The following is a 25,217-nucleotide window of genomic DNA, read 5'->3' on the forward strand; positions in this document are numbered from 1 at the left end:
AACAACTTTCCCATGAGGCCTCTGGGTTGGCTTTCTCCTTTTGAGTTCTCTGTCCAATATGTTTGACAAACCTACATCTCCTCGGTCTTTTTCTTTTTGGGCCGTTTCTTATATCGGTCCTCCTCAGAAAAAATGCAGCCACAATATTTTTGCATATATAATCCTAACTCACGAGCCTTATCCTGTCCCTCGCGGAACCGAGGCGAAAAATCACGGTGCAGATATGAAACGCCGTACTTCTCCGCCGCCCGCTCGGCCACTTCACGCATTAACTCATGGTTCTGATACGGACTGACAAACAGCGTCGAAGTAAACTGATCATAGCCGTGCTCCGCCGCATACCGCGCGGTTTCCTCAAAGCGCAGCGTATAGCAGAACGCGCAGCGGTTGTCGAAATTGGGATACACACCTTCAATAAACCGGCGCAAGCCATATTCGTTTTCAATCTCCAGCTTTAGGTCAATGCTTTTTGCGTATTCAACCAGCGTATTCTTGCGCATCTTATATTCGGTAAACGGGTGGATGTTTGGATTGTACCAGAATCCCACCGGCTCAATGCCCTCCTGCCGCAATGTATCAATGCAGACAATGGAGCACGGCGCGCAGCAAATATGCAGCAGCGTTTTCATCAAAAATCACTCTCCTGTTTTGTCTATTCTATCACATTTTCCCACTCTTGCAAAGCACCTGTAAAGCCGCTATACTGAAAGCAGACTATATGACAGGGAGGTATCCGCCTGATGAGGGATATTGCATATTATAACGGTACGATTGGCCCGATCGACGAGGTCAAAGCCCCGATCACCGACCGCGGTTTCTACTTCGGCGACGGTGTATACGACGCGGCCATGGTGCGCAACAAGAAAATCTTTGCACTGGACGACCATCTTGATCGATTTTATAACAGCTTGCGGCTTCTGCGCATTACCCCGCCGATGCCGCGCGACGAACTGGCTGCGGTACTGAACGATTTGATCTGCCGTCTGGATTCGGATGAGCCGCATATGCTCTACTGGCAGTCAACGCGCGCAGTTGCGCATCGCATGCATGCTTTCCCGCCGAATGCCAAGGCCAGCCTGATGGCGTTTTCGGAGCCGTGTGCACTCGACCGCCACGATAAACCGTACAAGCTCATCACCGTTGAGGACACACGCTTTTTCCACTGCAATATCAAAACGCTTAACCTCATCCCCAACTGCATGGCTATGCAGCGTGCGGTCGAAGCAGGTTGCGACGAAGTCGTATTCCACCGTGGCGACCGAGTGACCGAAGGCGCGCACTCCGGACTTGCAATTCTCAAGGATGGTGTGTTCTGCACGCCCCCGGCAGACGAACTCATTCTGCCCAGCATCACGCGCATGCACTTTTTGCAGCTGTGTGAAAAGCTGGGTATCCCTTCGCGCATTGCACCGTTCACGGTGGATGAGCTAATGAACGCAGACGAAATCATGATTCTTTCCACCGGCTCACACTGTATCTCGGTCAGTCATGTGGATGAAAAGCCGGTCGGGGGCAAGGATACCGCTTTGCTGGATAAACTGCAAAAAGCATATCAAGACTGGTTTATGCAGGAAACCGATAAGTGACGAAAGGAAGTACACTATGCCATCTGTTCTCATCATCGGCGGCGGCCCCGCCGGACTGAGCGCTGCCATTTATACGGCGCGTGCAGGAATTCAAGCCACTGTCACCTATAAAGACGGCGGCGCGCTGGAGAAAACCGATAAAATTGAAAACTACTTCGGCTTTGCCGATGTGATTTCCGGCCCTGAGCTGCTTGCGCGCGGACGCGCACAGGCAGAACGCTTGGGCGCACAACTGGTACAGACCGAGGTTACCGGCGTAGAGTACGCCGAAAAAGGATTTACGGTTAAAACAACCGCAGGTACATTCTCTGCGGACGCAGTCATCCTCGCCACCGGCGCTCCACGTGCCACGCCGCCAATTCCGGGTGTGCGTGAACTGGAAGGGCGCGGCGTCAGCTACTGCGCAATATGTGACGCCTTTTTCTATCGCGGCAAAGCGGTCGCTGTATTGGGCGAGGGCGAATATGCGCTGGAAGAAGCGCGCACTCTGCTGCCGGTTGCGGCTTCTGTGACACTGTTGACAAGTGGCGCACCCGCACCAACCGACCTGCCCGAAGGGCTGCATGTGGATGAACGTCCGGTCGCAGCAGTTGAAGACGAAGACAAGGTTGCGCGCGTAACGTTTCAGACCGGCGACCCGCTCGCAGTCGATGGCGTGTTCATCGCTTACGGCACGGCGGGCAGCGGCGATTTTGCCCGCAAGCTGGGGGCGCAACTGGATGGAAACAAAGTTCAGGTCAGCCAAGATGGGGCAACTGCGGTTCCCGGTCTGTTTGCTGCGGGCGACTGCACCGGCGGACTGCTGCAGGTCGCCAAAGCAGTATCCGATGGTGCGCAGGCAGCCATGAGCGCCATCAAATTTGTGCGCAAAGCGTAAAAAAACGGAAGCGGTTTTCCGCTTCCGTTTTTTTATTTTCCTTACAGCAACGCGAGAATATTCTCCTTAGGCATCGCACCGACTGCCTTGTTTGCAATCTGCCCGTTTTTCATCACAACCAGTGTCGGAATACTCATAACACCGAACTGCTGCGCCAACTCACCCTGCTCATCGACGTTAATCTTACCAACCTTGATGTCGGTACGCTCTTCCGCTATCTCGTCCACAATAGGTGATACCATACGGCAGGGGCCGCACCAGCTTGCCCAAAAGTCAAGCAGCACCGGCTTTTCAGACGCCATAACTTCACTCGCAAAATTTTCCTTGGTAATCGTTAAAACTGCCATATTTCAACACTCCTTTTCTCTATTTCATCCGTGCATTCCCGTTAACAGACATCTGTCAGGAATGCACACACTAGCATCCGGTCCCGGCACTGGCCAAACATACACCGGATAACTCCTATTATAACAGCTTTCTGCAAAAAGAAAACATTTATTTTCCGCCTTGCATCGCTTTATGCTCCTCGGAAAGCTCATCATACAGCTGATGGAACAGCCATCCCAGATTGGTTTCGGTCACAATCGCCTTATATGGTACGGAAATACCGCTTTTCTTCATCTCCCGCAGCAGGATTTCCAACCGCTTATCGGTAAATCCATCCATGACCAGCACCGGCTCGTCCAGCGCAGGTGCTTCCGGATTTTCGCGTGCATCGAAGCCCTTGCGGCCCAACAGATAGCCAATCGTCTGCCCCACTGCTTCCGACGAGACGTTTTTAATGCGCACACCCATGCGCACCAGAATGGATTTGAGCAGCGCGCCCTGCGCCCCGCCCTCCGGTTCATAAAACAGCACGGTTTCACGGGATACTGCCATAATATGTGTCTCCTTTTCTCGTTTGTTGATATTTTAAGCTCATATTCTCTCATTAAAACCCATCGGTATGACCCCAAGCATACTCTCACTGATAGTGCCGCAGTGTCTCACGGTAGGATTTGACGATGTCGTGCAGCACATCCATCTGCGTAAAGTCGCTTTGATAAGCGATGTTGATTTCGCGCACCATGCTGAGGTTTTCGACAGGCAATACAACTATCTTCTTCTTTTTCAGTTCGTCCAGACACACGCTCTTGGGCAAAATGGACACGCCCAAATCACGCCGAATCAGATCCTTAATCGTAGCGATGTTATCCAGTTCGAGGATGACATTGAACTCGCTCAAGCTCATGTTGTTGCTCTCCAGATGCGCGGTAAACAGATTGCGCGTGCCGGAATTGGGCAGGCGCAGAATCATGCGCTCTTTTTTCAGTTCGGAAAGCGTAATCATGCCCCGCTTTGCATAGGGGTGGTTAACTGAGACTGCAAGCACCAGATAATCCGTATCCATCAGCAGATAGCGGATACCCGGATCGGCAATTCGCCCCTCCACAATGGCCAGATCAATTTCGTATGTCTTGAGTTTGCTATAAAGATTTTTTATAGTACCTGTAATCATTTTAATAATTATATGATCATTTTGCGCGCAGTAGCTTGCCAAAGCCTCTGCAATTGGATTGCTCTCCGCGGTATGCGTTACACCAATTGTCAGGTGGGAAACTAGTTTTTTGCTGTCTTTCAGATCCTGCCGCAGATTTTGATACAATCCTTGCATTTTCTTCGCACATTTGATGACTTCTTCCCCTTCACGTGTCAAAATCACCTTCCCATTGCGTCGTTCGAAGATAGTAACATGCAATTCCTGCTCTAACGCCTTAATATGATGGCTGACTGCCGGCTGAGTAATCGACAGCTTTTTAGCCGCTGCCATGAAACTTCCACACTCATAAACTTGCAAAAGAGAGTAAATCTTGGGATCAAGCATAGCGGCCTCCTATAACAAAATTTTATATATATGCAAGAGAATTCTAATTTTACTTTATATCCCTTCTTGCGTATAATTAACTATACAAAATCCGGCACAAAAAATCAAGGGGAGATGAGGCTATGTATTGGAAACACGATACACACGATATTTACGGCACGTTGCCGATGCAGGCGGCACTGCATCTATACCTGCCCCATGTCGTGCAAGCCTGCGAACTGCCGCATCGGGAGTTTTCCTTCCATCGTCCGGATGAATCCCATCCGCTTCCCGCTATACGCAAGCGCAAGCACACACAAAATCTTTGGTAAGGAGCTATATACATATGACACTGACCGCGTATCTCAACAGTCAATTTTCCGCCCTGCAGGAGCTGGACTTTTTCATCCGCATTCTGGTTGCCTGCCTGTGTGGCGCCTGCATCGGCTTCGAGCGAAGCCGCCGTCTCAAAGAAGCGGGCATCCGCACACACGTAATTGTCTGCTGCGCTGCCGCACTGCTGATGATCGTCTCCAAATACGGCTTTGCTGATCTGACCAGCGCCGCCGGCGAAGTATTCAACGGCACACGCGGCGCCGACCCTGCACGTGTTGCGGCACAGGTTGTCAGTGGTATCAGCTTTCTGGGCGCGGGTGTCATCTTCAAGCATGGCAACACCATCAAGGGCTTGACGACCGCTGCCGGCATTTGGGCCACCGCAGGTATCGGTCTGGCGATTGGGTCCGGTATGTTTGTCGTCGGTATCTTTACCACTATTGTTGTGGCGGTACTGCAAGTCTGCATGCATCATATCGTAGTGAACGCCGAGCCCAGCCAAACCAGTCATCTGCAATTTACTGTCAAAGGCAGCGGCGAATTCCCGTCACGCTTTTCTGATTTCATCACAGAACACAAAATTCAACTTGTTCAGAGCACGGTCACACGCGGACAAGACGGCATTGCCAGCTATGATGTTGTCCTGCGTGCATCGCACGATACCATTATGCGCAGCATGAAATATCTGCTTGAAGACCAGGAGGTATGCAGCGTCAGCTGTCTGCCGACAACCTGATTAGTTGTCTCTTTATGTATCCGCAACCGGCCGACAGCCTTTACTGTCGACCGGTTGTTGTTTTGTATTCATCTTTAATTCACACAAAACGGATTTTATCCAACACAAATCTGTTCATTCGCAGCGAACCCTGCACATGGCGCGATTTCCGTCAGCCTTCCCTTTGCAGAAGCGCTACCGTCTCAACATGTCCGGTCCGCGGGAACAAATCAAACGCCTGCGCGCAGTCCAGCCGATAGCCTGCACCGGTCAGTTCACGCACATCACGCCCAAGTGTTGCCGGGTCACACGACACGTAGACAACGCGCGGCGGCATCATTTTCAAAATCGCGTCGCGCGTCTGCTCGTCCAGCCCCTTACGCGGCGGATCGACCACCAGCACATCCGGCCGCACGCCGCGTACAGCAAGCTGCCGCGCAGCCTGTCCGGCATCCGCACACAGAAATTCTACATTGTCCATTTCATTGCGAACCGCGTTCTGCCGCGCATTTTCCACTGCCTCCGGCACAATTTCCACGCCGATAACCGTCTTTGCTCGCTCTGCGAGTGTCAGCGTGATTGTTCCCGCACCGCAGTACAGATCAATAACGGTTTCTTCCCCCGTAAGTCCTGCAAAATCCACTGCACAAGCATATAACCGTTCGGCCTGCGCGTGATTAACCTGATAAAATGCCTCCGGTGAAAGCAGGAACGAGTGTCCGCACAGCCGATCCTCGAGCATCGGTTCACCCCACAGCACATCCGTGCGGTCGCCCAAAATAACATTATCACCGCGCTGATTATGATTGAGCAAAATACCAGTCAACGACGGCTCAGCCTCCCGCAAGCGGTGTACCAACTCATCCAGGGCGGGCATTTTGCGCGTTGCTGCAATCAGCGTCAGCTGACTTTCGCCGCTTTTTTCGCCCACACGAACATAAATGTGTCGTACAGTGCCGCGTTTAGCAACATAATCATATGGCAGCACATCAAACTCCTGCATCCATTTCCGCACAATTGCCGCAATGTGGTCGGCCGTTTCAGACTGAATCAAGCACCGCTCCACCGGTACGATATCATGGCTGCGCGGCCGGTAAAAGCCGGTCACAATGTTTCCGTCCGCATCCCGCCCGACCGGATATTGCGCCTTGTTGCGATAATGCTCGGTCGTGGGCGCACCCGTGATGCCCTGGAGGGCTGCACCGTCCTGCCCACCGATACGGGTGAGCGCGTCGCGCACCTTTTTCTCTTTGGCTCGCAGCTCCTCCTCATATGTGATATGCTGATAACAGCAGCCGCCGCACTTGTCCGCAACCGGGCACGCCGGACGAATGCGCGCGCCCGACGGCACAATCAGCTTTTCCAGCCGCGCATATGCCACATTTTTTGTGAGTTTTACAATGCGCACATCGCACTGATCTCCTACTGCCGTACGCGGCACGAACACCGCGCGGCCGTCAATTTTACCGATTCCGATTCCGTCCGCAGTATAATCAACAATCTGGCAGCGATAAATTTTATTTTTGACAAGCTCCATTTTGTGGCGCTCCTTTTCCCATGTTACCCGTATTATATCACGCTCGCGGCACATACTGCAATCGGAAAGGAGCGAACACCCATGAAACACGATAAACGAAAATATGTATCAGCCGACGTACCCTTTTCCTTTCTCAGCGCCATGGGACATGATACACGCGCGATGGAGCGGTTCTTTGAGCTGCCTCACACGTCACGCGAAACGCTGACCGATGCCGTCTGCGTATCCGACGATCCGGATACACGCGCTGAACAAGCGCTCAAGTCGCTGGCCAATGGCGGCGAGGGCTACTGCGAGCGGTACTGAGAAAGCATAAAAGCGTCCAAGCGGACGCTTTTCTGCTTTTTGTTTTATTTTCATTTCATATTCGGCTTTTTTCACACTTTAAGACTCGATTATATCCTGTGCCATCTGGAACAATTCGTCGGCTGTCATGTCGAGATCAAAGCCGCTGAGTGTGTAATATACGCCGTTTTGCTCCCAGCGAAGGAACTGGTACTGCTGCACGGTTACTTCACTTGCGCCGTAACCAATCTGCAAATCCCCTGCTTCAACCGCTGCCTGCTCCTCGGCAGTCGGCTCGTAGTCCGCAGGTACTGCCTTGTAGTCGTCTGCACTGTACTGTACGGTTACGTCGCCGATTACGCGCGTATCATCAAAGCGGCTGGTGTCCACGGTCGTATCATCATACGCTTCGCCTGTACCCAAATGCAACGTAGCACCATCACGCTCATATTCGACGTCGATCTTCGTCCACTCACGCAGCACATTGCCGTCCTCGTCCTTTTCGCCGCCATACTCATGCACAGCATTTTCAAACACAAAACCGTTTGCAAACGACTCCGGCAACTTGGCACCGTCGGTCAGTTCAGCCTGTGCCTCCTCATAGTTCATATGCTCATTCGACCATGAACTGCCGAACGTATAGGCAACAATACCGTTGCCTGCCACCGCACCGGTAACAGCCACCACCGCCACGAGCGCAACCGCTGCCAACCGCTTGCCGAACGGGCGGCGCACCTTGCGCGGCATTTCTCCGCTCTTGATTGCAAAATCAATGCGGGTTTTGAGTTTTTCCGGGGCTTTCATCCCCTCTGCACACCGGTACAGCATATCCTGCATCTCACGTTCCATCTTCATCTCATCCATGTGTCACAGCCTCCTCTGGCTTTCCCTCTTTTTCGGTCAGCGCCTGCCGCAGATGACGGCGGGCGGAAAACAGGCGGGATTTGACCGTGCCCTCAGTCACACCGAGCGTGCGCGCAATCTCCTTGACTGGCCGGTTGTCGAAATAATACAGCACCAGCACGGTGCGGCGCTTTTCGTCGAGCGCGTACATTGCTTCATACAGCCGCCGCTGTTCATCGGTCCGCAGCACGGCAGACAGCGCGCTTTCACCCTCACCGGTTTCGAAAAACTCCGATACCGGCGTTTCACGTTTGGCTTTCCGGCAGTATTTCCATGCCGCGCGTGACAGCGTTCTGAGCAGCCAAGGACGGAATTTCGTCCCATCCTTGAGTGACCCAATCGACCGCACGCAGGTTACAAACGCCTCTTGTGTCAAATCCTCACCGTCCGCACGGTTGCCGGTAATCAGGCAGGCAATCCGATAGGCATCGTTTTTATAACGCTCATACAATTCATCGAACGCCTGCATGTCACCCTGCTGCATCCGCCGGACAAGTTGTTCATCGGTCATAACTTTGCTCCTTTGCGTTTTGGTGCACCTGTCAATAAGAGCCTCGCGGCAGCGGTTTGGTTCAAAAATTTTTTACCGCCTGTTTGGAAGGCTTCCGTTTATAAGAGCCTGTTCCGGGTCATTTGGTTCAAAAAAATATTGAACAAATCTCCCCTGCTTTGGCGGTTGTGTTTTGCAGACTCGTCCCCTATACTGTTACTATACTCCAAACGGTACTGGGAGGGAAGCCTTCATGGACAAGCAGGAATTTTTTGACGGAAAAGTATTTGATGCATGGCACTGGTTTGGCGCTCACATTAAAGACCAATCAGTCATTTTTAGAGTTTTTGCACCAAATGCCGCCAAAATCACCCTTACAGGCGCATTTAACGACTGGAAAGAGGACGAGCTGATGCAAGACGGTCGCAGCGGCTTCTGGGAGGTTTCCATGCCGAACGCGCATGCCGGACAGTTCTACAAATACCGCGTTTACACCCGCGGAGGGGCAATCGTCGAGCATTGTGACCCCTACGGTTTCGCTATGGAGCTGCGCCCAGGCTGCTGCTCGGTCATCACCGACCCCGACGAATATCAATTTACCGACGCGGACTGGATTTCTGCGCGCACAGCCGCACTCGATGCGCCACTGAACATCTACGAACTGCACCTCGGCTCTTGGAGACGCAATCCCGCCAACGAAAACGGCTGGTATCGCTACGACGAAATCGCGGACCTGCTCATCCCTTATCTGCATGAAAATGGCTTCACACATGTTGAGTTCCTCCCTCTGTCTGAGCATCCGTTTGACGGCTCATGGGGCTATCAAAATACCGGTTTTTTCGCACCGACCTCACGCTATGGCACACCCACACAGCTCAAAATGCTGATTGACCGGCTGCATCACGCAGGCATCGGTGCCATCATGGATTTTGTCCCTGTTCACTTTGCGGTGGACAGCTACGGCCTAGCATTGTTTGACGGCACACCGCTATATGAATACCCTCACCCTGATGTAGGCGAAAGCGAGTGGGGCAGTTGCAATTTCATTCACTCGCGCCGAGAAGTGCGCTGCTTTTTGCAGTCTGCGGCCAACTTTTGGCTGGAAGAGTTTCATTTTGACGGCTTACGCATGGATGCCGTCAGCCGCCTTATCTATTGGCATGGTGACCCGGCCCGTGGTGTGAATGGCGACACGCTGGATTTCCTGAAAAATATGAATGCAGGTCTGAAAGCACGGCATCCCTCCGCCTTGCTGATTGCCGAGGACTCGACCGCGTTTCCGGACGTGACCCGTCCGGTCTCTGAAGGAGGACTTGGCTTCGACTATAAGTGGGACCTTGGCTGGATGCACGACACGCTGACATATATGCAAACCCCACCGGACGAGCGCGCGGATCGGCGCGGCCAGCTGCTGTTTTCCATGGCGTATTTCCCGAATGAACACTATCTTCTGCCGCTCTCGCACGACGAAGTCGTGCACGGCAAGGCTGCGATTGTGCAGAAGATGTGGGGTGCCGACCTAACCGACAAGTACGCGCAGGCGCGTGCGTTCTATCTTTACATGTTTGCGCACCCGGGCAAAAAGCTGAACTTCATGGGCAACGAGCTTGGTCTGCGCGTTGAGTGGAGCGAAAACGCTGAGCCGGACTGGACTTATGCAGACGGTCCGTTCCATGCATTTTTCTGCGCGCTGGGCAAAGTCTACTGCGCGCATTCCGCGCTGCATGCGGACTATGCATCAAATTCCTTCCGCTGGCTGCCCACTGATGAGGATGCTCCCTGCGTGTTTGCCTGGGAGCGTTGCAGCGCGAATGAGCATCTGGTCGCGGTCTGCAACTTCTCGGACAAGCCATATGTGTTTTCCTCCCCCAACGCCAACGCAGACATCCTGCTGCATACTGACTGGGAGCGTTTCGGCGGGCAATCAAAAGAGAACCAAAAGTCATTTATTGAGAATGGCGACAATTTTTCTTTAATTCTTGCAAAATTCAACGCTGTATTACTTGATTTTGGCGAAAATGAAGTCGCACAATAAATCTCCCTTAAAACAAAAACAGGCCGCAAAAGCGGCCTGTTTTTCTCTCTCGATTGCAAGGCATGCCTTACAATCCAATTTTTAACCTATCTTCGGGAACAGTTCCTGATCGATGACTGCGTCGAGAGTCATGCCTGCATAAGCGATCTGCGCCAGACCGTCGATAAACCGGCCGACTGCTGCCAGCAACACAGAAATATTGTCTGCCACAAAGGGAATGATCTTTTCCAGCTCCAGCGATCCGTCAAGCAAGGTATTATGCTTGAGATAAATCTGGCCTGCCTGCTCATAAAAGCCAAACGCACCCAGCGCACAAAAATCATTGCAGTATGCGCATGCACGACGCAGTTGGCTTGCATTGGTATCCGGCGCGCCTTGAAACAGGGTAACGAAAAATTGCAGCAAGCCGCTGTCTTCGCTCGGCAGCTGGAGCGGGATAAAGCATACCTCTATCACTACATCCTTGGCAACCTTTCCCTGCCGCATCGCTTCGCAGCGCAGCAGCGTGGGCGCACCCTCCTTACGCATCACCTCAGCGCGAAAGCCATTCTGATTCAAAACCTCAGCCATACAGGCGAGAATCTGATCCTGCTGTTCTGTCTTCATCCCTTTTTCACTCCAATATCCGTACGGTAATGTGCTTTTTCAAAATGAATCTTTTTAACGTCCGCATATGCTTTGACGATTGCCTCATCCAGCGTGGGCGCCGTCGCAGTCACGCCGAGCACACGGCCGCCGCTTGTGACGAACGCACCGTCCTTGACCGCTGTGCCCGCATGAAACACAAACGAGTCGGTCACATCATCCAAACCGGTGATGACCTTCCCCTTCTCGTAAGCCTTTGGATAGCCGCCCGATGCCATACACACGCAGCAAGCGGCATTGTCCGCCCACTGAATATTGATTTCGTCCAGCTTTTCGTCGATGACAGCGTTGAAGATATCAAACAAATCGGTTTCCAGGCGAGAAAGCACGGCCTGCGTCTCAGGATCGCCAAAGCGCGCGTTGTACTCAATCACCTTGGATCCCTTGGGCGTCAGCATCAGGCCGAAGTACAGCACGCCTTTGAAGGGGCGGCCTTCCTTAGCCATCGCTGCGACCGTGGGCTTGAAAATCGTCTCCATACAGGTGTCAGCCACGTCCTCGGTATAGAACCGTGAGGGCGAAAATGCACCCATGCCGCCCGTATTCGGTCCCTCATCGTTATCGTAAGCACGCTTATGATCCTGCGCCGACGGCATGGTCTTGAGATGCTTACCGTCCACAAATGCCAGCACGGAAACCTCCGGGCCGGTCAGGAACTCTTCAATCACGACGCGCGCACCCGCACCGCCGAAGGCGTGTCCGTCAATCGCATCCTTGACCGCTGCAACAGCCTCGTCCTCGGTCATAGCGACCGTGACGCCCTTGCCGAGTGCAAGGCCGTCCGCCTTAACAACAATGGGCGCACCCTGCTCCTTAATATACGCAATCGCCGCCGCTGAATCCTCAAACACCGCATAGCCTGCGGTTGGGATGCCATACTTTTTCATCAGTTCCTTGGCAAAAGACTTGGAGCCCTCAATCACGGCAGCATTCTTGCGCGGGCCAAAGGCACGGATACCCGCTTCCTCCAGCGCGTCCACCATACCGAGTGCCAGCGGATCGTCCGGCGCGACCATTACGAGGTCCGGCTTATGCTCCTTTGCAAAGGCCACTACACCATCAATATCCGTCGCCTTGATATCAACGCACTCGGCTTCCTGTGCGATGCCGCCATTGCCCGGCGCGCACCAGATATGGTCGACCTTGGGACTTTTCTTTAATGTATGAACGATGGCGTGCTCTCGCCCGCCGCCGCCAATAACCAGTACTTTCATGGTTTTTCTCCCTCCGTACGGATGAATTCTTTCTGCGCGCGGAACGTATCCGCCAACAGCGCGATGTATCCGAGCACCGTCAGGGTGTTGACCGCGGTCACGGCCCAAGACAGCGCCATATCGTTCAGCCAACCGGGCGCCATGAGCAGCGTCAGGATAAAGCCCGCGCTCCATACAACAAAAATCGCCCATTCGACAAGCGTTCCGCGCCCCGCGTTCCGCATCTGCGTAATATATGCCATTAGCAGCATACAGCCGGTCAGCAGCAGCGGCACAAGTGAAGCGTACTCCAATACCATGCGCAGCAGTCCCGGCGGCAGCACAGCCGGCCCGCAGACCACTTCAAAGACGATGCATACGTCAGCCGCGATACTCGCACGCAAAAACCAACGCGACACCTGCTGTAAAGACAGTGCGCCCGCAGAAATAAGCGCATAGGCCACGATTTGCAGCATCCAGTTGCTTTGCAAAACCAAACCGAGCAGCAGCCCGCCCGCGATCGCCATATAGGCATAATAGCCGCGAATCAGCTTCATTTTTCCACCTGCTCTTTCAGCAGTGTTCTGGCGCGCCACAAATAGCGCACCATCCAGATATAGGACACGATTGCCGCAAGAAGCGCAATCATTTCAAACACAACCTGCAAGGTAAACAGTGTAGTATATGTTCCCTGCGCGGCCGACAGCTCAGCCTGTCCGACAAACAGCGGCAAAAAGCCCATCATGGACGCGCCACGCTGGATGAGCGTGGTCAGCGACCATGTCCGCCCCAGACGGAGCGTTTGCTCGGATGCATCCAAAGCACGAAATTTTCGGTCAAAACTACGCTGCAAAGGCAGATACATCAGCAAAAACAGCAGGTTGACCAGCATGTTGCCAATCCAGTCGGGATTGGTGCCGTTGGGCAGCAGCAGCGTCAGCACGCAGCCGATGAGCGCTGCGCTCAGCGCCACAGGGCAGCGCAGCCGCCAAGCGGCCCAGGCATTCATCAGATAGCACACCGCCATGAGTGCCGCCCCGGCGAGTGTGCCCACCATGCCGATGCAGACCGCAGCTGCTACCTGCACAACAAGCGCTGCCAGTGTCCAATTTGCCGCCGATGCGGCATTTTCTCGACTCAATGGTGGAACAGACGCATGCCGGTGAACGCCATGACAATGCCATACTTGTTTGCAGTCTCAATGACGTTGTCATCACGAATCGAACCGCCCGGCTGCACGATATAGGCAACCCCCGACTTGCGCGCGCGCTCGACATTATCGCCGAACGGGAAAAACGCATCCGAACCGACGGTCACGCCCGTGTTCTTCGCAATCCACGCCTTCTTTTCCTCAGCCGTCAGCACCTCGGGCTTGACCTTGAAGGTGTTCTGCCAGACACCGTCCGCCAACACATCCTCGTACTCATCCGAAATATATACATCGATCGCATTGTCACGGTCAGGACGGCGGATGCCATCTACAAACTGCAGGCCAAGCACCTTGGGATGCTGCCGCAGGAACCAGTTGTCCGCCTTGCTGCCTGCCAGTCGCGTGCAGTGAATGCGGCTTTGCTGACCGGCGCCAACACCGATGGTCATGCCGTCCTTGACATAGCAAACCGAGTTGGATTGCGTGTACTTGAGCGTAATGAGCGCCAAAATCATATCGTGCTTTGCGCTCTCGGGCAGTTCCTTATTGTCGGTGACGATGTTGTTCAGCAACGCTTCACTGATCTCATAATCGTTGTAGCCTTGCTCGAAGCGGATACCGAAAATATCGCGCTGCTCGATCGGCTTCGGCACATAGTCCGGGTCAATTTTGACAACATTATAGCTACCCTTGCGCTTGGTTTTGAGGATGGCAAGCGCCTCATCCGTATAACCGGGCGCAATGATGCCGTCGGACACCTCATGCGCGAGGTAGGATGCGGTATCCGCATCGCACACGTCAGAGAGCGCCGCCCAGTCGCCGTAGGAGCACAGGCGGTCCGCGCCGCGCGCGCGGATATAGGCGCACGCAATGGGCGACAGCTCATGGTCGGACTCGACGAAGTACATCTGCTTCTCTACCTCGGTCAGCGGCTTACCAAGTGCTGCGCCTGCAGGCGACACATGCTTGAAGGATGCCGCCGCCGGTATACCGGTCGCTTTTTTAAGTGCTTTCACCAGCTGCCACGAGTTGAACGCGTCACAGAAGTTGATATAGCCCGGCTTGCCGTTTAATACTTCGATGGGCAGCTCACCTTCGGTCATGAAAATACGCGCAGGCTTCTGATTGGGGTTGCAGCCGTATTTAAGTGCCAGCTCCTTCATGCGTCCTTGCCCTCCTCATGCTTGTTGCGAATCTCCTGCCAATATGCGCCGGTTTCCAGATCAATATAGCGCACAAACAGGGCGACCTTGTTCTGCTCATTCATACTCGACCAGAGCAATTCAGTGAACTGCTTGATTGGCTTTTCAATGCGGATGCACTTGGGCTCACCGCGGAACGGCGGCAGCGGGTCGCCGTCACACTGATAGGTGTGGATGAAGTGACCCAGCCCCGGCACCGGCTTATCATATTCATAGAAAAAGCGCTTGTTGGAGGTACGGTCAGACGTGAAATTCTTAAGAATGGACAGACTGTAGGAACCGTCCTCGTTGATGACGCCCGAGATACGCGAGGTATAGTTGGGGGCGTCCGGCTCAAACTGGCGGGTACGCAGCGCGTCGATATAGCTCTTGCCTTCCTTGAGGTACTCGCAAATTGTATCGGTCTGATCGCCGTTGGTGACAACCAGCTTGCCGCCGCACTGACGCACCGGATGATAAATGATGAGCGAGGGATCGGTCATCTTGGACGGGTCATAAGCCTCGGTCTGGATGCCGTCGTCGGTCTCCACAAATACACGGTTGCGGCTGTTCTCCGAACGGCCCATGATGAAATACGCCACCACGTTCTGCTTGTTATCCGGCGTGCGGCCGAAGATGATGCCGCGTCCCGGATACGCATTGCTCATCAGCTCATTGCTGATATCGAACACATTCTTGCTCATAACGCTTTCCTTCCTTCTTACTTTCTGGCGACCCATGCGCCGTGAACGACGAGTCTTCCCGCGCAGAAGTCGCTGACAGCCTGCGGCAGAAGAATCCACTCAGCCTGCTGCATCACACGCTTCTGCAGCGTCTCAGGTGTGTCGCCTTCCTCCACCTCAACCGCTTTTTGCGCAATGATTGCGCCGCCGTCCACCACTTCCGAGACAAAATGAACGGTTGCGCCGGTCACCTTCACCCCTTTGGCAAGGGCGGCCTCATGCACGCGCAGGCCGTAGAAGCCCGCTCCGCAAAAAGACGGAATAAGCGACGGATGCACGTTGATGATGCGGTTTTCGTAGCGGCTGCAGAAGCTGTCCGGCAGCACGGTCATAAAGCCTGCGAGCACAATCAGCCCAATCTCGTATTCCTCCAGCAGCGCAGTCAGCGCCGCACCGTAATCCTCTGCGCTGTCAAAGTCGCGGCGGCGCAGCACGGCGGACGGAATGAACGCCTTCGCCGCACGCTCCAGCGCAAACGCACCCGGATTGGAGGAAATCACCAGCCGGATGCAGCCGTTTTCTATCTTGTCCGCGGCCTGTGCGTCAATCAGTGCCTGGAGATTCGTTCCGCCGCCCGAAACCAAAACTGCGATGTTTATCATAACTGATTCTCCACTCTTTTACTCGAGCACGACGCCCTTTTCGCCAGCCACACACTCGCCGATGACATATGCCTCTTCGCCTGCGGCCGAAATCGCAGCCACCGCACGGGAGGCATCCTCTGCCGCGACAGCAAGCACCAGACCCGCGCCCATATTGAAGGTGTTATACATGTCGCGCTCCGGAATCTTGCCGGTCTTTGCAATCAGGTTGAACACCGGCGGCACCGGCATCGCGCTCTTTTCAATCTTGGCGCAGATGCCGTCCGGCAGCATGCGCGGCACATTCTCATAGAAACCGCCGCCGGTGATGTGGCTGATACCCTTGACCTCGACCTTACCCATCAGGCCCTGAATGGCCTTGACGTAAATTTTGGTCGGGGTCAGCAGCTCTTCACCGAGCGTCTTGCCAAACTCGTCAATATAACGGCGTACGGACTTTTCGTTGATGCCCAGCGTCTTGCGTACCAGAGAATAGCCGTTGGAATGCACGCCCGAGGAAGCAACGCCGATCAGCGCGTCGCCCGGGCGAATACCCGTGCCGTCGATCATCTTCTCCTTATCGACCATACCGACCGAGAAGCCCGCCATATCATACTCATCTTCGAGATAGAAACCAGGCATTTCGGCGGTCTCGCCGCCGATCAATGCACAGCCTGCCTGACGGCAGCCTTCCGCGATACCGGAAACCATCTGCGCAATTTTGGCTGGGTGGTTCTTGCCGACCGCAATGTAGTCGAGGAAAAACAGCGGCTGTGCACCGCAGCAGGCAATGTCGTTAACGCACATCGCCACGCAGTCGATGCCGACCGTGTCGTGCTTATCCATCAAAAAGGCCAGCTTGAGCTTTGTGCCCACGCCGTCCGTACCGGAAACCAGAATGGGATCAGCCATGCCCTTAAAGTCCGGACGGAACAGACCGCCGAAGCCGCCCAGCGTGCCCATCACGCCTTTCGTAAAGGTCGATTCGACCATCGGCTTCATCAGCTTGACCGCCTCGTAGCCGGCGGTAACGTCCACACCGGCTGCCTTGTAGCTTTCAGAACGGCTCTCACTCATAGTAATACTCCTTCGTCTTTTTTTCAGCGGAACGGCTTATTCCTTGCCGTTCCAGCAATAGGTACAAACCTTGTCGCGGTCCAGCCCGATGGCCTCCAAAAGGCCGTCAAGTGACTGATAGCCCAGCGAACTGAAACCAAACTTCTCACAAATGGTTTTCAGCATGCACTGGCCACGCTCGGTGTTGGCGTCCGCGTATTCCTCCAGATGCTTCTGGCCCTCGTCGCCCTCCAGCTCCTGCACGATACGGCGGGCAAGCAGCTCCATCTCGGAATTGGAGGAGGAGAAGTTCAGGTACTTGCAGCCGTACATAATCGGCGGACAGGCGGAACGCATATGCACTTCCTTCGCGCCCGACTCATACAGGAATTCGACCGTCTCGCGCAGCTGCGTGCCGCGCACGATGGAATCGTCCACAAACAGCAGCTTTTTGCCCTCTATCAGCTCGGGTACCGGAATCTGCTTCATCTTGGCGACCTGATTACGGACCTTCTGGTTGGCCGGCATGAACGAGCGCGGCCACGTGGGGGTATACTTCACAAACGGGCGGGCAAACGGCTTGCCGCATTCGTTGGCATACCCGATTGCATGCGGCACACCGGAATCCGGCACACCTGCGATATAATCCACATCTCCGGCAAGACCGCGTTTTTTATCGTCCTGCGCCATAATAGCGCCGTTACGGTAACGCATTACCTCAACATTGACGCCCTCATAGTTGGAATTGGGATAGCCATAATACGTCCACAGGAAAGAACAGATTTTCATCTCCTTGCCCGCAGGTGAGAGCGTTTCAAAGCCCTCCTCGGTAACCTTGACAATTTCACGCGGACCAAGCTCATAAGCGTCCTCATAACCCAGCTTATGATAGGCAAAAGACTCGAACGAAACGCAGCAGCCATCTTCATTCTGACCAATCAATACCGGCAGTCGGCCCAGGCGGTCGCGCGCGGCAATGATACCGTCCGGTGTGAGCACCAGAACGGTCAGCGAGCCGTCAATTAACTCCTGCGCATGCAGAATACCCGAAACAAGGTCGTCCTTCTGGTTGATGAGCGCCGCCGCCAGCTCGGTGGAATTGACCTTGCCAGAGCTCATTGCCATAAACTGATGGCCGTGGTCGGAAAAATAGCGGGAAACCAGTTCCTCCGCGTTGTTGATGATGCCGACCGTCGTCAACGCATACAGACCGAGGTGCGAGCGCACGAGCAGCGGCTGCGGGTCGGTATCACTGATGCAGCCAATGCCGCTGCAGCCGGAAAAATCCGGCAGATCTTTTTCAAATTTCGTACGGAACGGGGTGTTTTCGATGCTGTGAATCTGGCGCTGAAAACCGCGCTCTTTATCATACAGGATCATGCCGCCGCGGCGCGTACCCAGATGCGAATGATAGTCCACGCCGAAGAAAATATCCAGCACGCAGTCCTGCTTGGAGACTACGCCGAAAAATCCTCCCATTTGTTACTCCTTGTCTTTGCTCCCGTCGAGCGGGATTTCATTTTCAAACATATTCTTTTCCGCCTGCTCCGGCACCGGAATCGGATACTCGCCCGAGAAGCAGGCGTCACAAAATCCGAGTTTGCAGCCGACTGCAATCTTGCGCGCCGCCTCCAGCGACAGGAACCCTAAGCTGTCCACACCGATGATCTCACGCATTTCCTCAACCGTGCGGCCGTGCGCCAAAAGCTGGCTGCGCTCCGGAATGTCCGTGCCGAAAAAGCAGGGGTGACGGAACGGCGGCGCGGAGATGCGCATATGCACCTCGGCCGCGCCCGCGTCACGCAGCAGCTTTACCAGCCGCGCGCAGGTCGTGCCGCGCACAATGGAATCGTCGACCATGATGACGCGCTTGCCTTCCACTGCCGTGCGCAGGGCGTTGAGCTTGAGACGCACCGAGCGCTCACGCTTATCCTGCCCAGGCTGAATGAACGTGCGGGCAATATAACGGTTTTTGATGAGGCCGACGCCGTAGGGAATGCCGGAAAACTTAGCGTAGCCAATGGCAGCAGGAATACCGGAATCCGGCACGCCGATGACCACATCCGCGCCGACCGGATGCTCGATGGACAGGTATTTACCGGCCTCCTGCCGTGCAAGCTCAACGCTTGCGCCGTCGATAATCGAGTCCGGACGGGCAAAGTAGATATACTCAAACACACAAGCGGTGCTTTTGCACTGCACACCGCAGTGCATCGAGCGCAGCTCGCCGTTTTCCACCACACAGACTTCGCCCGGCTCTACGTCACGGACAAACTGTGCCCCCAGCGCGTCGAGTGCGCAGGTTTCGGAGGCGAAAATATACGCCCCATCCAACAGACCGATGCACAGCGGCCGGAACCCATGCGGGTCGCGCGCGGCAATCAGCTTGCGCGGGCTCATCACAACCAGCGAATACGCGCCCTCGATGATGCCCATGGTGTTTTTGACCGCCTCTTCGATGCTGCCGCATTTGAGGCGCTCATTTACGATGGTATACACCAGTACTTCCGTGTCGTTCGAGGAGCGGAAGATGCCGCCGTTTAACTCAATGCGACGGCGCAGCTCACCTGCGTTAACCAGATTTCCATTGTGCGCCACGGCAAGATTGCCCTTGACATGCGTAATCGCAATCGGCTGCGCGTTTTCGCGCGATTGCTTGCCGGTCGTCGAGTAACGGACGTGACCGACGGCCATCGAACCGGGCATACCGTCCAGAATATCCTGACCAAACACCTGGCTGACCAGACCGACATCCTTATGGCAGTGAATGACGCCGCGGTTATTGACCGCGATGCCCGCTGCCTCCTGTCCGCGGTGCTGCAGGGCGAACAGCGCGACATACGCCTCATGCGCGGCCGCAATTTCTTTGCCCGGAGGGGCGGCGATGCCGAACACGCCGCACTCCTCGTGTACTTTATCAAATGGGGTTTTGCTCTGCTTTAAAATACGATATTTCATGGATTTGCCTTTTTCAATCGGGGGTTACTTGCTCATTACGCGCTTCATGATTTCCTGATAGGCCTCTTCTACGCCGCCCATATCACGGCGGAAGCGATCCTTATCCAGCTTTTCGCCAGTGGTCTTGTCCCACAGGCGGCAGGTGTCCGGGCTGATTTCGTCAGCCAGCACGATGGTGCCGTCCGCGGTCTTGCCGAATTCGAGTTTGAAGTCGACAAGGGTTACGTTCAGCGTATCAAAATACTGCTTCATGACTTCGTTGACCTTGAATGCCATGGTCTTGATGCGCTCAATCTCCTCACGGGTCGCGAGTTTCAGCGCGATTGCATGATATGCGTTCATGAGCGGGTCGCCCAGATCGTCGTTTTTGTAGGAGAATTCGATGGTCGGTTCGTCAAACACGATACCTTCGTTTACGCCATAACGCTTGGCAAACGAACCGGCCGAGATATTGCGGATGATAACTTCAAGCGGTACGATGGACACCTTCTTCACCACGGTCTCGCGGTCGGAAAGCTGCTCGACGAAATGCGTCGGCACGCCCTGCTGCTCGAGCAGCTGGAACATATGGTTGCTCATCACATTGTTGATGGCACCCTTGCCAGCAATCGTGCCCTTCTTTTCGCCGTTGAAGGCAGTCGCATCATCCTTATAGTCCACAATGACCAGATTCGCATCGTCGGTTGCGAAAACCTTCTTAGCCTTGCCTTCGTAGAGCTGTTCTTTCTTTTCCATGTCCATATTCCTCCATTTATGTGTGTAATTTAAAACAAACCTTTTGTTTTGGGTTTTACCCGGCCGACGCAATGGTCACGCCTGCCGCGCCTTTACCCTTTTATGCAAACTGCGCCTTGATTTTTTCATCCTTGGCCATGACCTCGCTTGCCATGTCCGCCTTGAACTGTGCGAGCTTGTCTGCGAGCGTGTCATCCGACAGCGCAATCATCTGCGCGGCAAGGATGGCGGCGTTGTCCGCGCCGTCGATGGCAACCGTCGCCACCGGAATGCCCTTGGGCATCTGTACGATAGACAGCAGGCTGTCCATACCACCCATCACGCTCGTACCCATCGGCACGCCGATGACCGGCAGAGTCGTGTTGGCCGCCAGCACGCCGCCCAGATGGGCCGCCTTGCCCGCTGCCGCAATGATAACGCCGAAGCCGTCGTCCTTAGCGTTTTTGGCCAGCTGCTCGGCCACCGCCGGCGTGCGGTGCGCAGAGCAAATGCGCACTTCGGTCGGGATGTCAAACGACTTTAAGCGGTCGATGCACTTTTCCATCACCTTCAGGTCGCTATCCGAGCCCATGATGACCAGAACTTTTTTCATCTGCAATTCCTCCTCAAAAACAAATGAGGACACGGATATACCCGTGTCCTGTATGTGCTCAATGTGCTGCACCAATGCCCGAAATTATGCACGAATGCCCGGACGTTTCCGCTGTTTGCATCAAGAAAACACTGCCGGTCATATGCGCACCTCTTTCTCTCAGGCGGTCGGTGAAGATACACTATTATTTTATCGAATATGCTTGTGCATTGCAAGCATTTTACATGGTTTTTTCGTCTTTCGTGCAAATGCCCAAAGATATTCGTCCCGCGCGTCAGCTTTCGTGCAGAACGCCCCCTGCGTACAGCACAGCCTCCATCTGATGCACGCGCTCGGTCCACGAACACTGCGCGCCGTATTCCAAACGCTTGCGCACCTTTTCCGGGTCGTTTTCCGCTGCCGCCGCGTCACACAGCGCGAGGAATTCATCCGCGCTATGCGTGATATAGACCACGTCCTTGAAATCCTCGACCTGCAGCGGCTCTCGCGTCGAAACGACCGGCTTGCCGGTGGCGAGGTACTCATAAAACTTCAGGGGCGACACATCCTTGCTCAAAGCACCTGCGCGGAACACGTTCAGGCATACATCCATCTGCGCAAGGTATGCGGGCAGCTCAGGCTGCGGAACAAGGCCGTGAAACACGATATTGGGATATTTCTGCAAATGCGTCAGATCTACACCCGGCAGCGTGCGGCCGATGAGGAAAATCGTCGCGTCCGGCCGCTCCTTTGCCAGCTTCTCAATCAGTGCATAGTCGATGCATTCCTGCAGCATACCGACAAAGCCGAACACCGGATGCTTCAAATCTTTCATATCCGCCGGACACGGCAGACTATCCTTTTCCTTCTGCACACGCGAGAAAATCTCATATGCCGCGCCGTTTGGAATCATCTTAGTAGTCGGATTGATTTTTTCGAGCGTTTCGGCAAGGCCGACCGCCGTCGCAAACACCTGATCGGCGGGTTTTGCCAAATCGCGCTCCATCTGATCGACCACCGCCGGGTTGATGTGGCCCTTGTAGGCCGAATGGCGGTCGACGCAGTCGTACACCAGCGCGCGGTGCGGCACATGCTCGACAATGTCGCATGAGGACGGCGAATAACACCATAACACGGTTTCGTCCCCGAAGCCATGCTCACGCATTTTTTTGCGTACAAAAGCTGCCTGCCTCTTCTGGTTGATTTTGTTTACCCAGCGGAACTTATTGAAGAACGGCAGCACGGGCGGCAGTGCATACACCGTGATATTTTCATGCCCTTCGACTTTTTCACCCGGCTGCTTATACTTATTGATATAAGCTGACGCTTTTTTGTCCTTGAGGGGTGCAATCAGCGACACCGGTGGATCGAAATACAACACCTCGCTGTTTCGCAGACGGCTCATCACGTTCTGCTTGCGCGTAGGCAACGGGTGATAGTTGGTGGTTGAAAGGCAAACGACATGATTTTTCATTCTGCTGCCTCCTCCTTTTCATTTTCAATGCCAAGCAGAACCGCCGCGCCGCGGACATTTTCATGCTCACGCTCACGCAGCAGCTTGGCGTTGCGGCGCACTTCCTCATCCAGCGCACCGGACAGGCATTTGTCAATCAGGCCGCACAGCTCGTCCGCGTGCACCTCGCGCAGCTGCAAACAGGTGCTGCTGCCGATGTATTTGAGAAAGCTGTCCACCTTGATATCATAGCTCATGCCGACAACCGGCACCCCCTGCCCCGCCGAGAACATCAGTGAGTGCAGTCGGATACCCACCACGGTTTTCATGCGTGCAAGAATACCGATGGTCACCTCAATCGGCTGACGAGTGCGCACGGCATACCACGGACAGTGCAGCAGCGCGCCCACCCGCTCGGCGGGCGTCAAATCGCTGGGGAACTCAATCGGCACAAATACCGGCGTCAGGCCGTGCTTTTCATAAGCGTAATCTGCCGCTGCCGCAATCGCGGGCAGCGCAGCGTCCAGCCCCTTCCAGTTACGCAGACCGAAGCCAATATAGCGCCCGTTCGGATCGATGCCGCTCTGCTCCATAGCCAGCGACACTACCTCATATGGTGCTGCGTCCAGAATGATGGTCGGGTCTGCGGATACGCGAATATCCGGCCGGGTAACGCCCATACGCGCCAGTTCCTGACGGGAGTTCTCGTCGCGCAGTGTGATGCGGTCAACCGACCCTTGTATCGTCTTGGCTGCCATCTTGCGATTGCCCGCGCGGTTGATTGGGCCGATGCCGCAGCCATACATCATCACCTTGCAGCCGCGCTTTTTCGCCGCGCGCAGCGTGTAGCAGTAATACCAGATGGATCGAGTCGATGTCACATCCTGCATGAGCGTACCGCCGCCATTGATATAAAGCGCCGCGCGACGAAATCGCCGCAGGATCGAAAAGATATTAAAGGTATATACCGCACCCGTGCGATACGTCAGGCGGGTCTCCTGCGGACGGCGGGACATAACGCAGATGGTGCGCTCCGGGTCGAGCGCGCGCATCTCCTGCACGATCGCCTCCAGAATCGCATCGTCACCTGCATTGCCGCGTCCGTATGCACCACAGATAACAATGCTCTCGCGCTCATCCTTCGGGCGATGGAAACGCGCCAGCACATGGTGGTAGTTAGCTTCCTGCCGCTCGCACATCTTGTCTTTGGAGAAATCGCGCGATGCCTTTTCGTACAGCGCCTGTACAAAGGTTTGGCGCAGCTCGGCGTCGTTCGCCAGCCGCACCATGTATTCGCTGAGCTTTTTGTAATCCCCAATCGGGAAGATATAGCCGTTTTCGCCTGTATCGATCAGCTCCGGCATGCCGCCCACATCCGAACAGATGGTCGCGCAGCCCGCGCAGACACCTTCCAGAATGGAATACGGAAAGGTCTCGGATACCGAGGACAGCAGATTGATATCCATCGCGCGGAAGAACGGCTCAACCGGCGATACCCAGCCGCAAAACGTTACGCGGTCGGTAACATTCAGCTGTGCGCACAGCTTTTTGAGCATGTCCTCATCCTCACCCTCGCCTGCAATGAACAGGCGCAGCTGCGGCGCATCCTGCAGCGCCGCGGCAAAAGCACGCACGGTGGTCGCAATGTCCTTGACGGCCGTCAAACGCGCGGCGATACCGCACAGCACGTCGCCGTCCGCAATCTCTGCGCCATAGTTCTCTTTCAGATACTGTGCACGGTCAAACTCGCCCTCCGGACGGTGAAAATCCATGCCATTATAAATCTTGACAATGCGCTCAGGATCGAAGCCGCGCTCAATGAGCGTGCGCGCCATACGATCGGCCACAGGCTGGTAGAAATCCAGAAAACGCAGCGCCACTGCATTGGCTGCGCCAAAGGTATGCTGCTTAAACGGATTTCCCAGATAATCCAGCTTATAATCCGAATGCACGGTCGTCAGCACCGGCACGCGGCGCGTGCGGCGTACCATCGCCCCCATCAGGTTGGCGCGACCACCATGGCAGTGAATGATATCCGGCTGGAACTGATCCACCAGATCGCGCATCGCCCGTGCCGCGCGGAACGGGTTGTGCCGCTCAATCACGCGCACATCGATACCGCGCTCGCGTGCCTCATCCGCGAACGGGCCTGCGCGGAAGGAAATCAGCATCACTTCATTGCGCCTGGCAAGCCCGGTGACGGTATTCATAATTTGGGTTTTGGCGCCGCCGACATCGCCGCCGCCCATCACATGCATCACTCGCAAAACAGATTCCTCCAAAGGACGTTTTCTCACAGATATAAACAGTATACCATGGATAGCGTGCAATTGCAAAACGCAAG

At 54.9% G+C, this 25,217-nt stretch carries 27 protein-coding genes; 6 read left to right on the top strand and 21 right to left on the bottom strand.

Annotation, left to right across the window (positions count from 1 at the left end):
* Positions 1-71: 71 nt before the first annotated feature.
* Positions 72-629, bottom strand: a complete 558-nt coding sequence (locus tag ACESSO_RS03330) for an epoxyqueuosine reductase QueH (RefSeq protein ID WP_373163629.1) — start codon at positions 627-629, stop codon at positions 72-74.
* Between the two features lie 111 nt (positions 630-740).
* On the opposite strand from ACESSO_RS03330, the gene ACESSO_RS03335 reads away from it, so the two are divergent.
* Together ACESSO_RS03335 and ACESSO_RS03340 are read left to right on the top strand one after the other, a co-directional pair.
* On the top strand, positions 741-1,586 hold the full coding sequence (locus ACESSO_RS03335) for an aminotransferase class IV (protein ID WP_373163630.1): 846 nt from the start codon (positions 741-743) through the stop codon (positions 1,584-1,586).
* Positions 1,587-1,602: 16 nt separating this feature from the next.
* Entirely contained in the window at positions 1,603-2,463 is an 861-nt protein-coding gene (locus ACESSO_RS03340; RefSeq protein ID WP_373163631.1) for an NAD(P)/FAD-dependent oxidoreductase, read from the top strand.
* Positions 2,464-2,504: 41 nt separating this feature from the next.
* Here the strand turns inward: ACESSO_RS03340 and trxA are convergent, their stop codons facing one another.
* The 3 genes from trxA to ACESSO_RS03355 all read right to left on the bottom strand — a co-directional run bounded on the left by trxA (position 2,505) and on the right by ACESSO_RS03355 (position 4,327).
* Positions 2,505-2,810, bottom strand: coding sequence for a thioredoxin (gene trxA, locus ACESSO_RS03345; RefSeq protein WP_373163632.1), 306 nt, complete (start codon positions 2,808-2,810; stop codon positions 2,505-2,507).
* Between the two features lie 148 nt (positions 2,811-2,958).
* On the bottom strand, positions 2,959-3,342 hold the full coding sequence (locus ACESSO_RS03350) for a DUF3783 domain-containing protein (RefSeq protein WP_373163633.1): 384 nt from the start codon (positions 3,340-3,342) through the stop codon (positions 2,959-2,961).
* Between the two features lie 85 nt (positions 3,343-3,427).
* Entirely contained in the window at positions 3,428-4,327 is a 900-nt protein-coding gene (locus tag ACESSO_RS03355) for a LysR family transcriptional regulator (protein ID WP_373163634.1), read from the bottom strand.
* Positions 4,328-4,449: 122 nt separating this feature from the next.
* On the opposite strand from ACESSO_RS03355, the gene ACESSO_RS03360 reads away from it, so the two are divergent.
* Positions 4,450-4,638, top strand: coding sequence for a hypothetical protein (locus ACESSO_RS03360; protein WP_373163635.1), 189 nt, complete (start codon positions 4,450-4,452; stop codon positions 4,636-4,638).
* Positions 4,639-4,652: 14 nt separating this feature from the next.
* A complete protein-coding gene (locus ACESSO_RS03365) occupies positions 4,653-5,378 on the top strand; it encodes an MgtC/SapB family protein (protein WP_373163636.1) in 726 nt (241 codons plus the stop codon).
* 151 nt (positions 5,379-5,529) lie between these two features.
* Here ACESSO_RS03365 and rlmD read toward each other — a convergent pair whose 3' ends face one another.
* Complete coding sequence (rlmD, locus tag ACESSO_RS03370) at positions 5,530-6,894, bottom strand: 23S rRNA (uracil(1939)-C(5))-methyltransferase RlmD (RefSeq protein ID WP_373163637.1); 1,365 nt, start codon at positions 6,892-6,894, stop codon at positions 5,530-5,532.
* An 81-nt stretch (positions 6,895-6,975) separates the two neighbouring features.
* Here rlmD and ACESSO_RS03375 point away from each other — a divergent pair, with 81 nt between their 5' ends.
* On the top strand, positions 6,976-7,200 hold the full coding sequence (locus ACESSO_RS03375; protein ID WP_373163638.1) for a hypothetical protein: 225 nt from the start codon (positions 6,976-6,978) through the stop codon (positions 7,198-7,200).
* 78 nt (positions 7,201-7,278) lie between these two features.
* Here the strand turns inward: ACESSO_RS03375 and ACESSO_RS03380 are convergent, their stop codons facing one another.
* Complete coding sequence (locus tag ACESSO_RS03380) at positions 7,279-8,043, bottom strand: hypothetical protein (protein ID WP_373163639.1); 765 nt, start codon at positions 8,041-8,043, stop codon at positions 7,279-7,281.
* A complete protein-coding gene (locus ACESSO_RS03385; RefSeq protein WP_373163640.1) occupies positions 8,036-8,593 on the bottom strand; it encodes an RNA polymerase sigma factor in 558 nt (185 codons plus the stop codon). The genes ACESSO_RS03380 and ACESSO_RS03385 overlap by 8 nt, the downstream gene beginning before the upstream one ends.
* 232 nt (positions 8,594-8,825) lie before the next feature.
* Here ACESSO_RS03385 and glgB point away from each other — a divergent pair, with 232 nt between their 5' ends.
* The gene (gene glgB, locus ACESSO_RS03390) at positions 8,826-10,607 is read left to right on the top strand and encodes a 1,4-alpha-glucan branching protein GlgB (RefSeq protein WP_373163641.1); all 1,782 of its coding nucleotides are present in this window, start codon (positions 8,826-8,828) and stop codon (positions 10,605-10,607) included.
* A gap of 81 nt (positions 10,608-10,688) precedes the next feature.
* On the opposite strand, the gene ACESSO_RS03395 is transcribed toward glgB, so the two are convergent.
* The 14 genes from ACESSO_RS03395 to csaB form a co-directional block, all read right to left on the bottom strand.
* Positions 10,689-11,213 (bottom strand): hypothetical protein, encoded by a 525-nt coding sequence (locus ACESSO_RS03395; RefSeq protein WP_373163642.1) that lies wholly within the window; start codon positions 11,211-11,213, stop codon positions 10,689-10,691.
* The gene (gene purD, locus ACESSO_RS03400; RefSeq protein WP_373163643.1) at positions 11,210-12,466 is read right to left on the bottom strand and encodes a phosphoribosylamine--glycine ligase; all 1,257 of its coding nucleotides are present in this window, start codon (positions 12,464-12,466) and stop codon (positions 11,210-11,212) included. Before purD ends, ACESSO_RS03395 begins: the two co-directional genes overlap by 4 nt.
* Positions 12,463-13,002, bottom strand: a complete 540-nt coding sequence (locus ACESSO_RS03405; protein WP_373163644.1) for a hypothetical protein — start codon at positions 13,000-13,002, stop codon at positions 12,463-12,465. The genes purD and ACESSO_RS03405 overlap by 4 nt, the downstream gene beginning before the upstream one ends.
* Positions 12,999-13,586 (bottom strand): hypothetical protein, encoded by a 588-nt coding sequence (locus ACESSO_RS03410; RefSeq protein WP_373163645.1) that lies wholly within the window; start codon positions 13,584-13,586, stop codon positions 12,999-13,001. Before ACESSO_RS03410 ends, ACESSO_RS03405 begins: the two co-directional genes overlap by 4 nt.
* A complete protein-coding gene (locus ACESSO_RS03415) occupies positions 13,583-14,758 on the bottom strand; it encodes a phosphoribosylaminoimidazolecarboxamide formyltransferase (RefSeq protein ID WP_373163646.1) in 1,176 nt (391 codons plus the stop codon). The genes ACESSO_RS03410 and ACESSO_RS03415 overlap by 4 nt, the downstream gene beginning before the upstream one ends.
* Complete coding sequence (locus tag ACESSO_RS03420) at positions 14,755-15,480, bottom strand: IMP cyclohydrolase (protein WP_373163647.1); 726 nt, start codon at positions 15,478-15,480, stop codon at positions 14,755-14,757. Before ACESSO_RS03420 ends, ACESSO_RS03415 begins: the two co-directional genes overlap by 4 nt.
* Before the next feature lie 17 nt (positions 15,481-15,497).
* Positions 15,498-16,121: a phosphoribosylglycinamide formyltransferase gene (purN, locus tag ACESSO_RS03425; RefSeq protein ID WP_373163648.1), complete on the bottom strand. Its 624-nt coding sequence runs from the start codon at positions 16,119-16,121 to the stop codon at positions 15,498-15,500.
* A gap of 18 nt (positions 16,122-16,139) precedes the next feature.
* Positions 16,140-17,177, bottom strand: a complete 1,038-nt coding sequence (gene purM, locus ACESSO_RS03430; RefSeq protein ID WP_373163649.1) for a phosphoribosylformylglycinamidine cyclo-ligase — start codon at positions 17,175-17,177, stop codon at positions 16,140-16,142.
* Positions 17,178-17,213: 36 nt separating this feature from the next.
* On the bottom strand, positions 17,214-18,635 hold the full coding sequence (locus ACESSO_RS03435; RefSeq protein WP_373163650.1) for an amidophosphoribosyltransferase: 1,422 nt from the start codon (positions 18,633-18,635) through the stop codon (positions 17,214-17,216).
* A 3-nt stretch (positions 18,636-18,638) separates the two neighbouring features.
* The gene (gene purF / locus ACESSO_RS03440; RefSeq protein ID WP_373163651.1) at positions 18,639-20,114 is read right to left on the bottom strand and encodes an amidophosphoribosyltransferase; all 1,476 of its coding nucleotides are present in this window, start codon (positions 20,112-20,114) and stop codon (positions 18,639-18,641) included.
* 24 nt (positions 20,115-20,138) lie between these two features.
* Positions 20,139-20,849, bottom strand: a complete 711-nt coding sequence (gene purC, locus ACESSO_RS03445) for a phosphoribosylaminoimidazolesuccinocarboxamide synthase (RefSeq protein WP_373163652.1) — start codon at positions 20,847-20,849, stop codon at positions 20,139-20,141.
* 100 nt (positions 20,850-20,949) lie between these two features.
* The gene (gene purE / locus ACESSO_RS03450) at positions 20,950-21,441 is read right to left on the bottom strand and encodes a 5-(carboxyamino)imidazole ribonucleotide mutase (protein WP_373163653.1); all 492 of its coding nucleotides are present in this window, start codon (positions 21,439-21,441) and stop codon (positions 20,950-20,952) included.
* 274 nt (positions 21,442-21,715) lie between these two features.
* Positions 21,716-22,894 carry a glycosyltransferase gene (locus tag ACESSO_RS03455; protein WP_373163654.1) on the bottom strand — a complete coding sequence of 393 codons (1,179 nt, stop codon included), beginning with the start codon at positions 22,892-22,894 and terminating at the stop codon, positions 21,716-21,718.
* Positions 22,891-25,131, bottom strand: coding sequence for a polysaccharide pyruvyl transferase CsaB (gene csaB, locus ACESSO_RS03460; protein WP_373163978.1), 2,241 nt, complete (start codon positions 25,129-25,131; stop codon positions 22,891-22,893). The genes ACESSO_RS03455 and csaB overlap by 4 nt, the downstream gene beginning before the upstream one ends.
* Positions 25,132-25,217: the final 86 nt, after the last annotated feature.

This window comes from Agathobaculum sp. Marseille-P7918 (assembly GCF_964248325.1).
Taxonomy (GTDB): domain Bacteria; phylum Bacillota; class Clostridia; order Oscillospirales; family Butyricicoccaceae; genus Agathobaculum.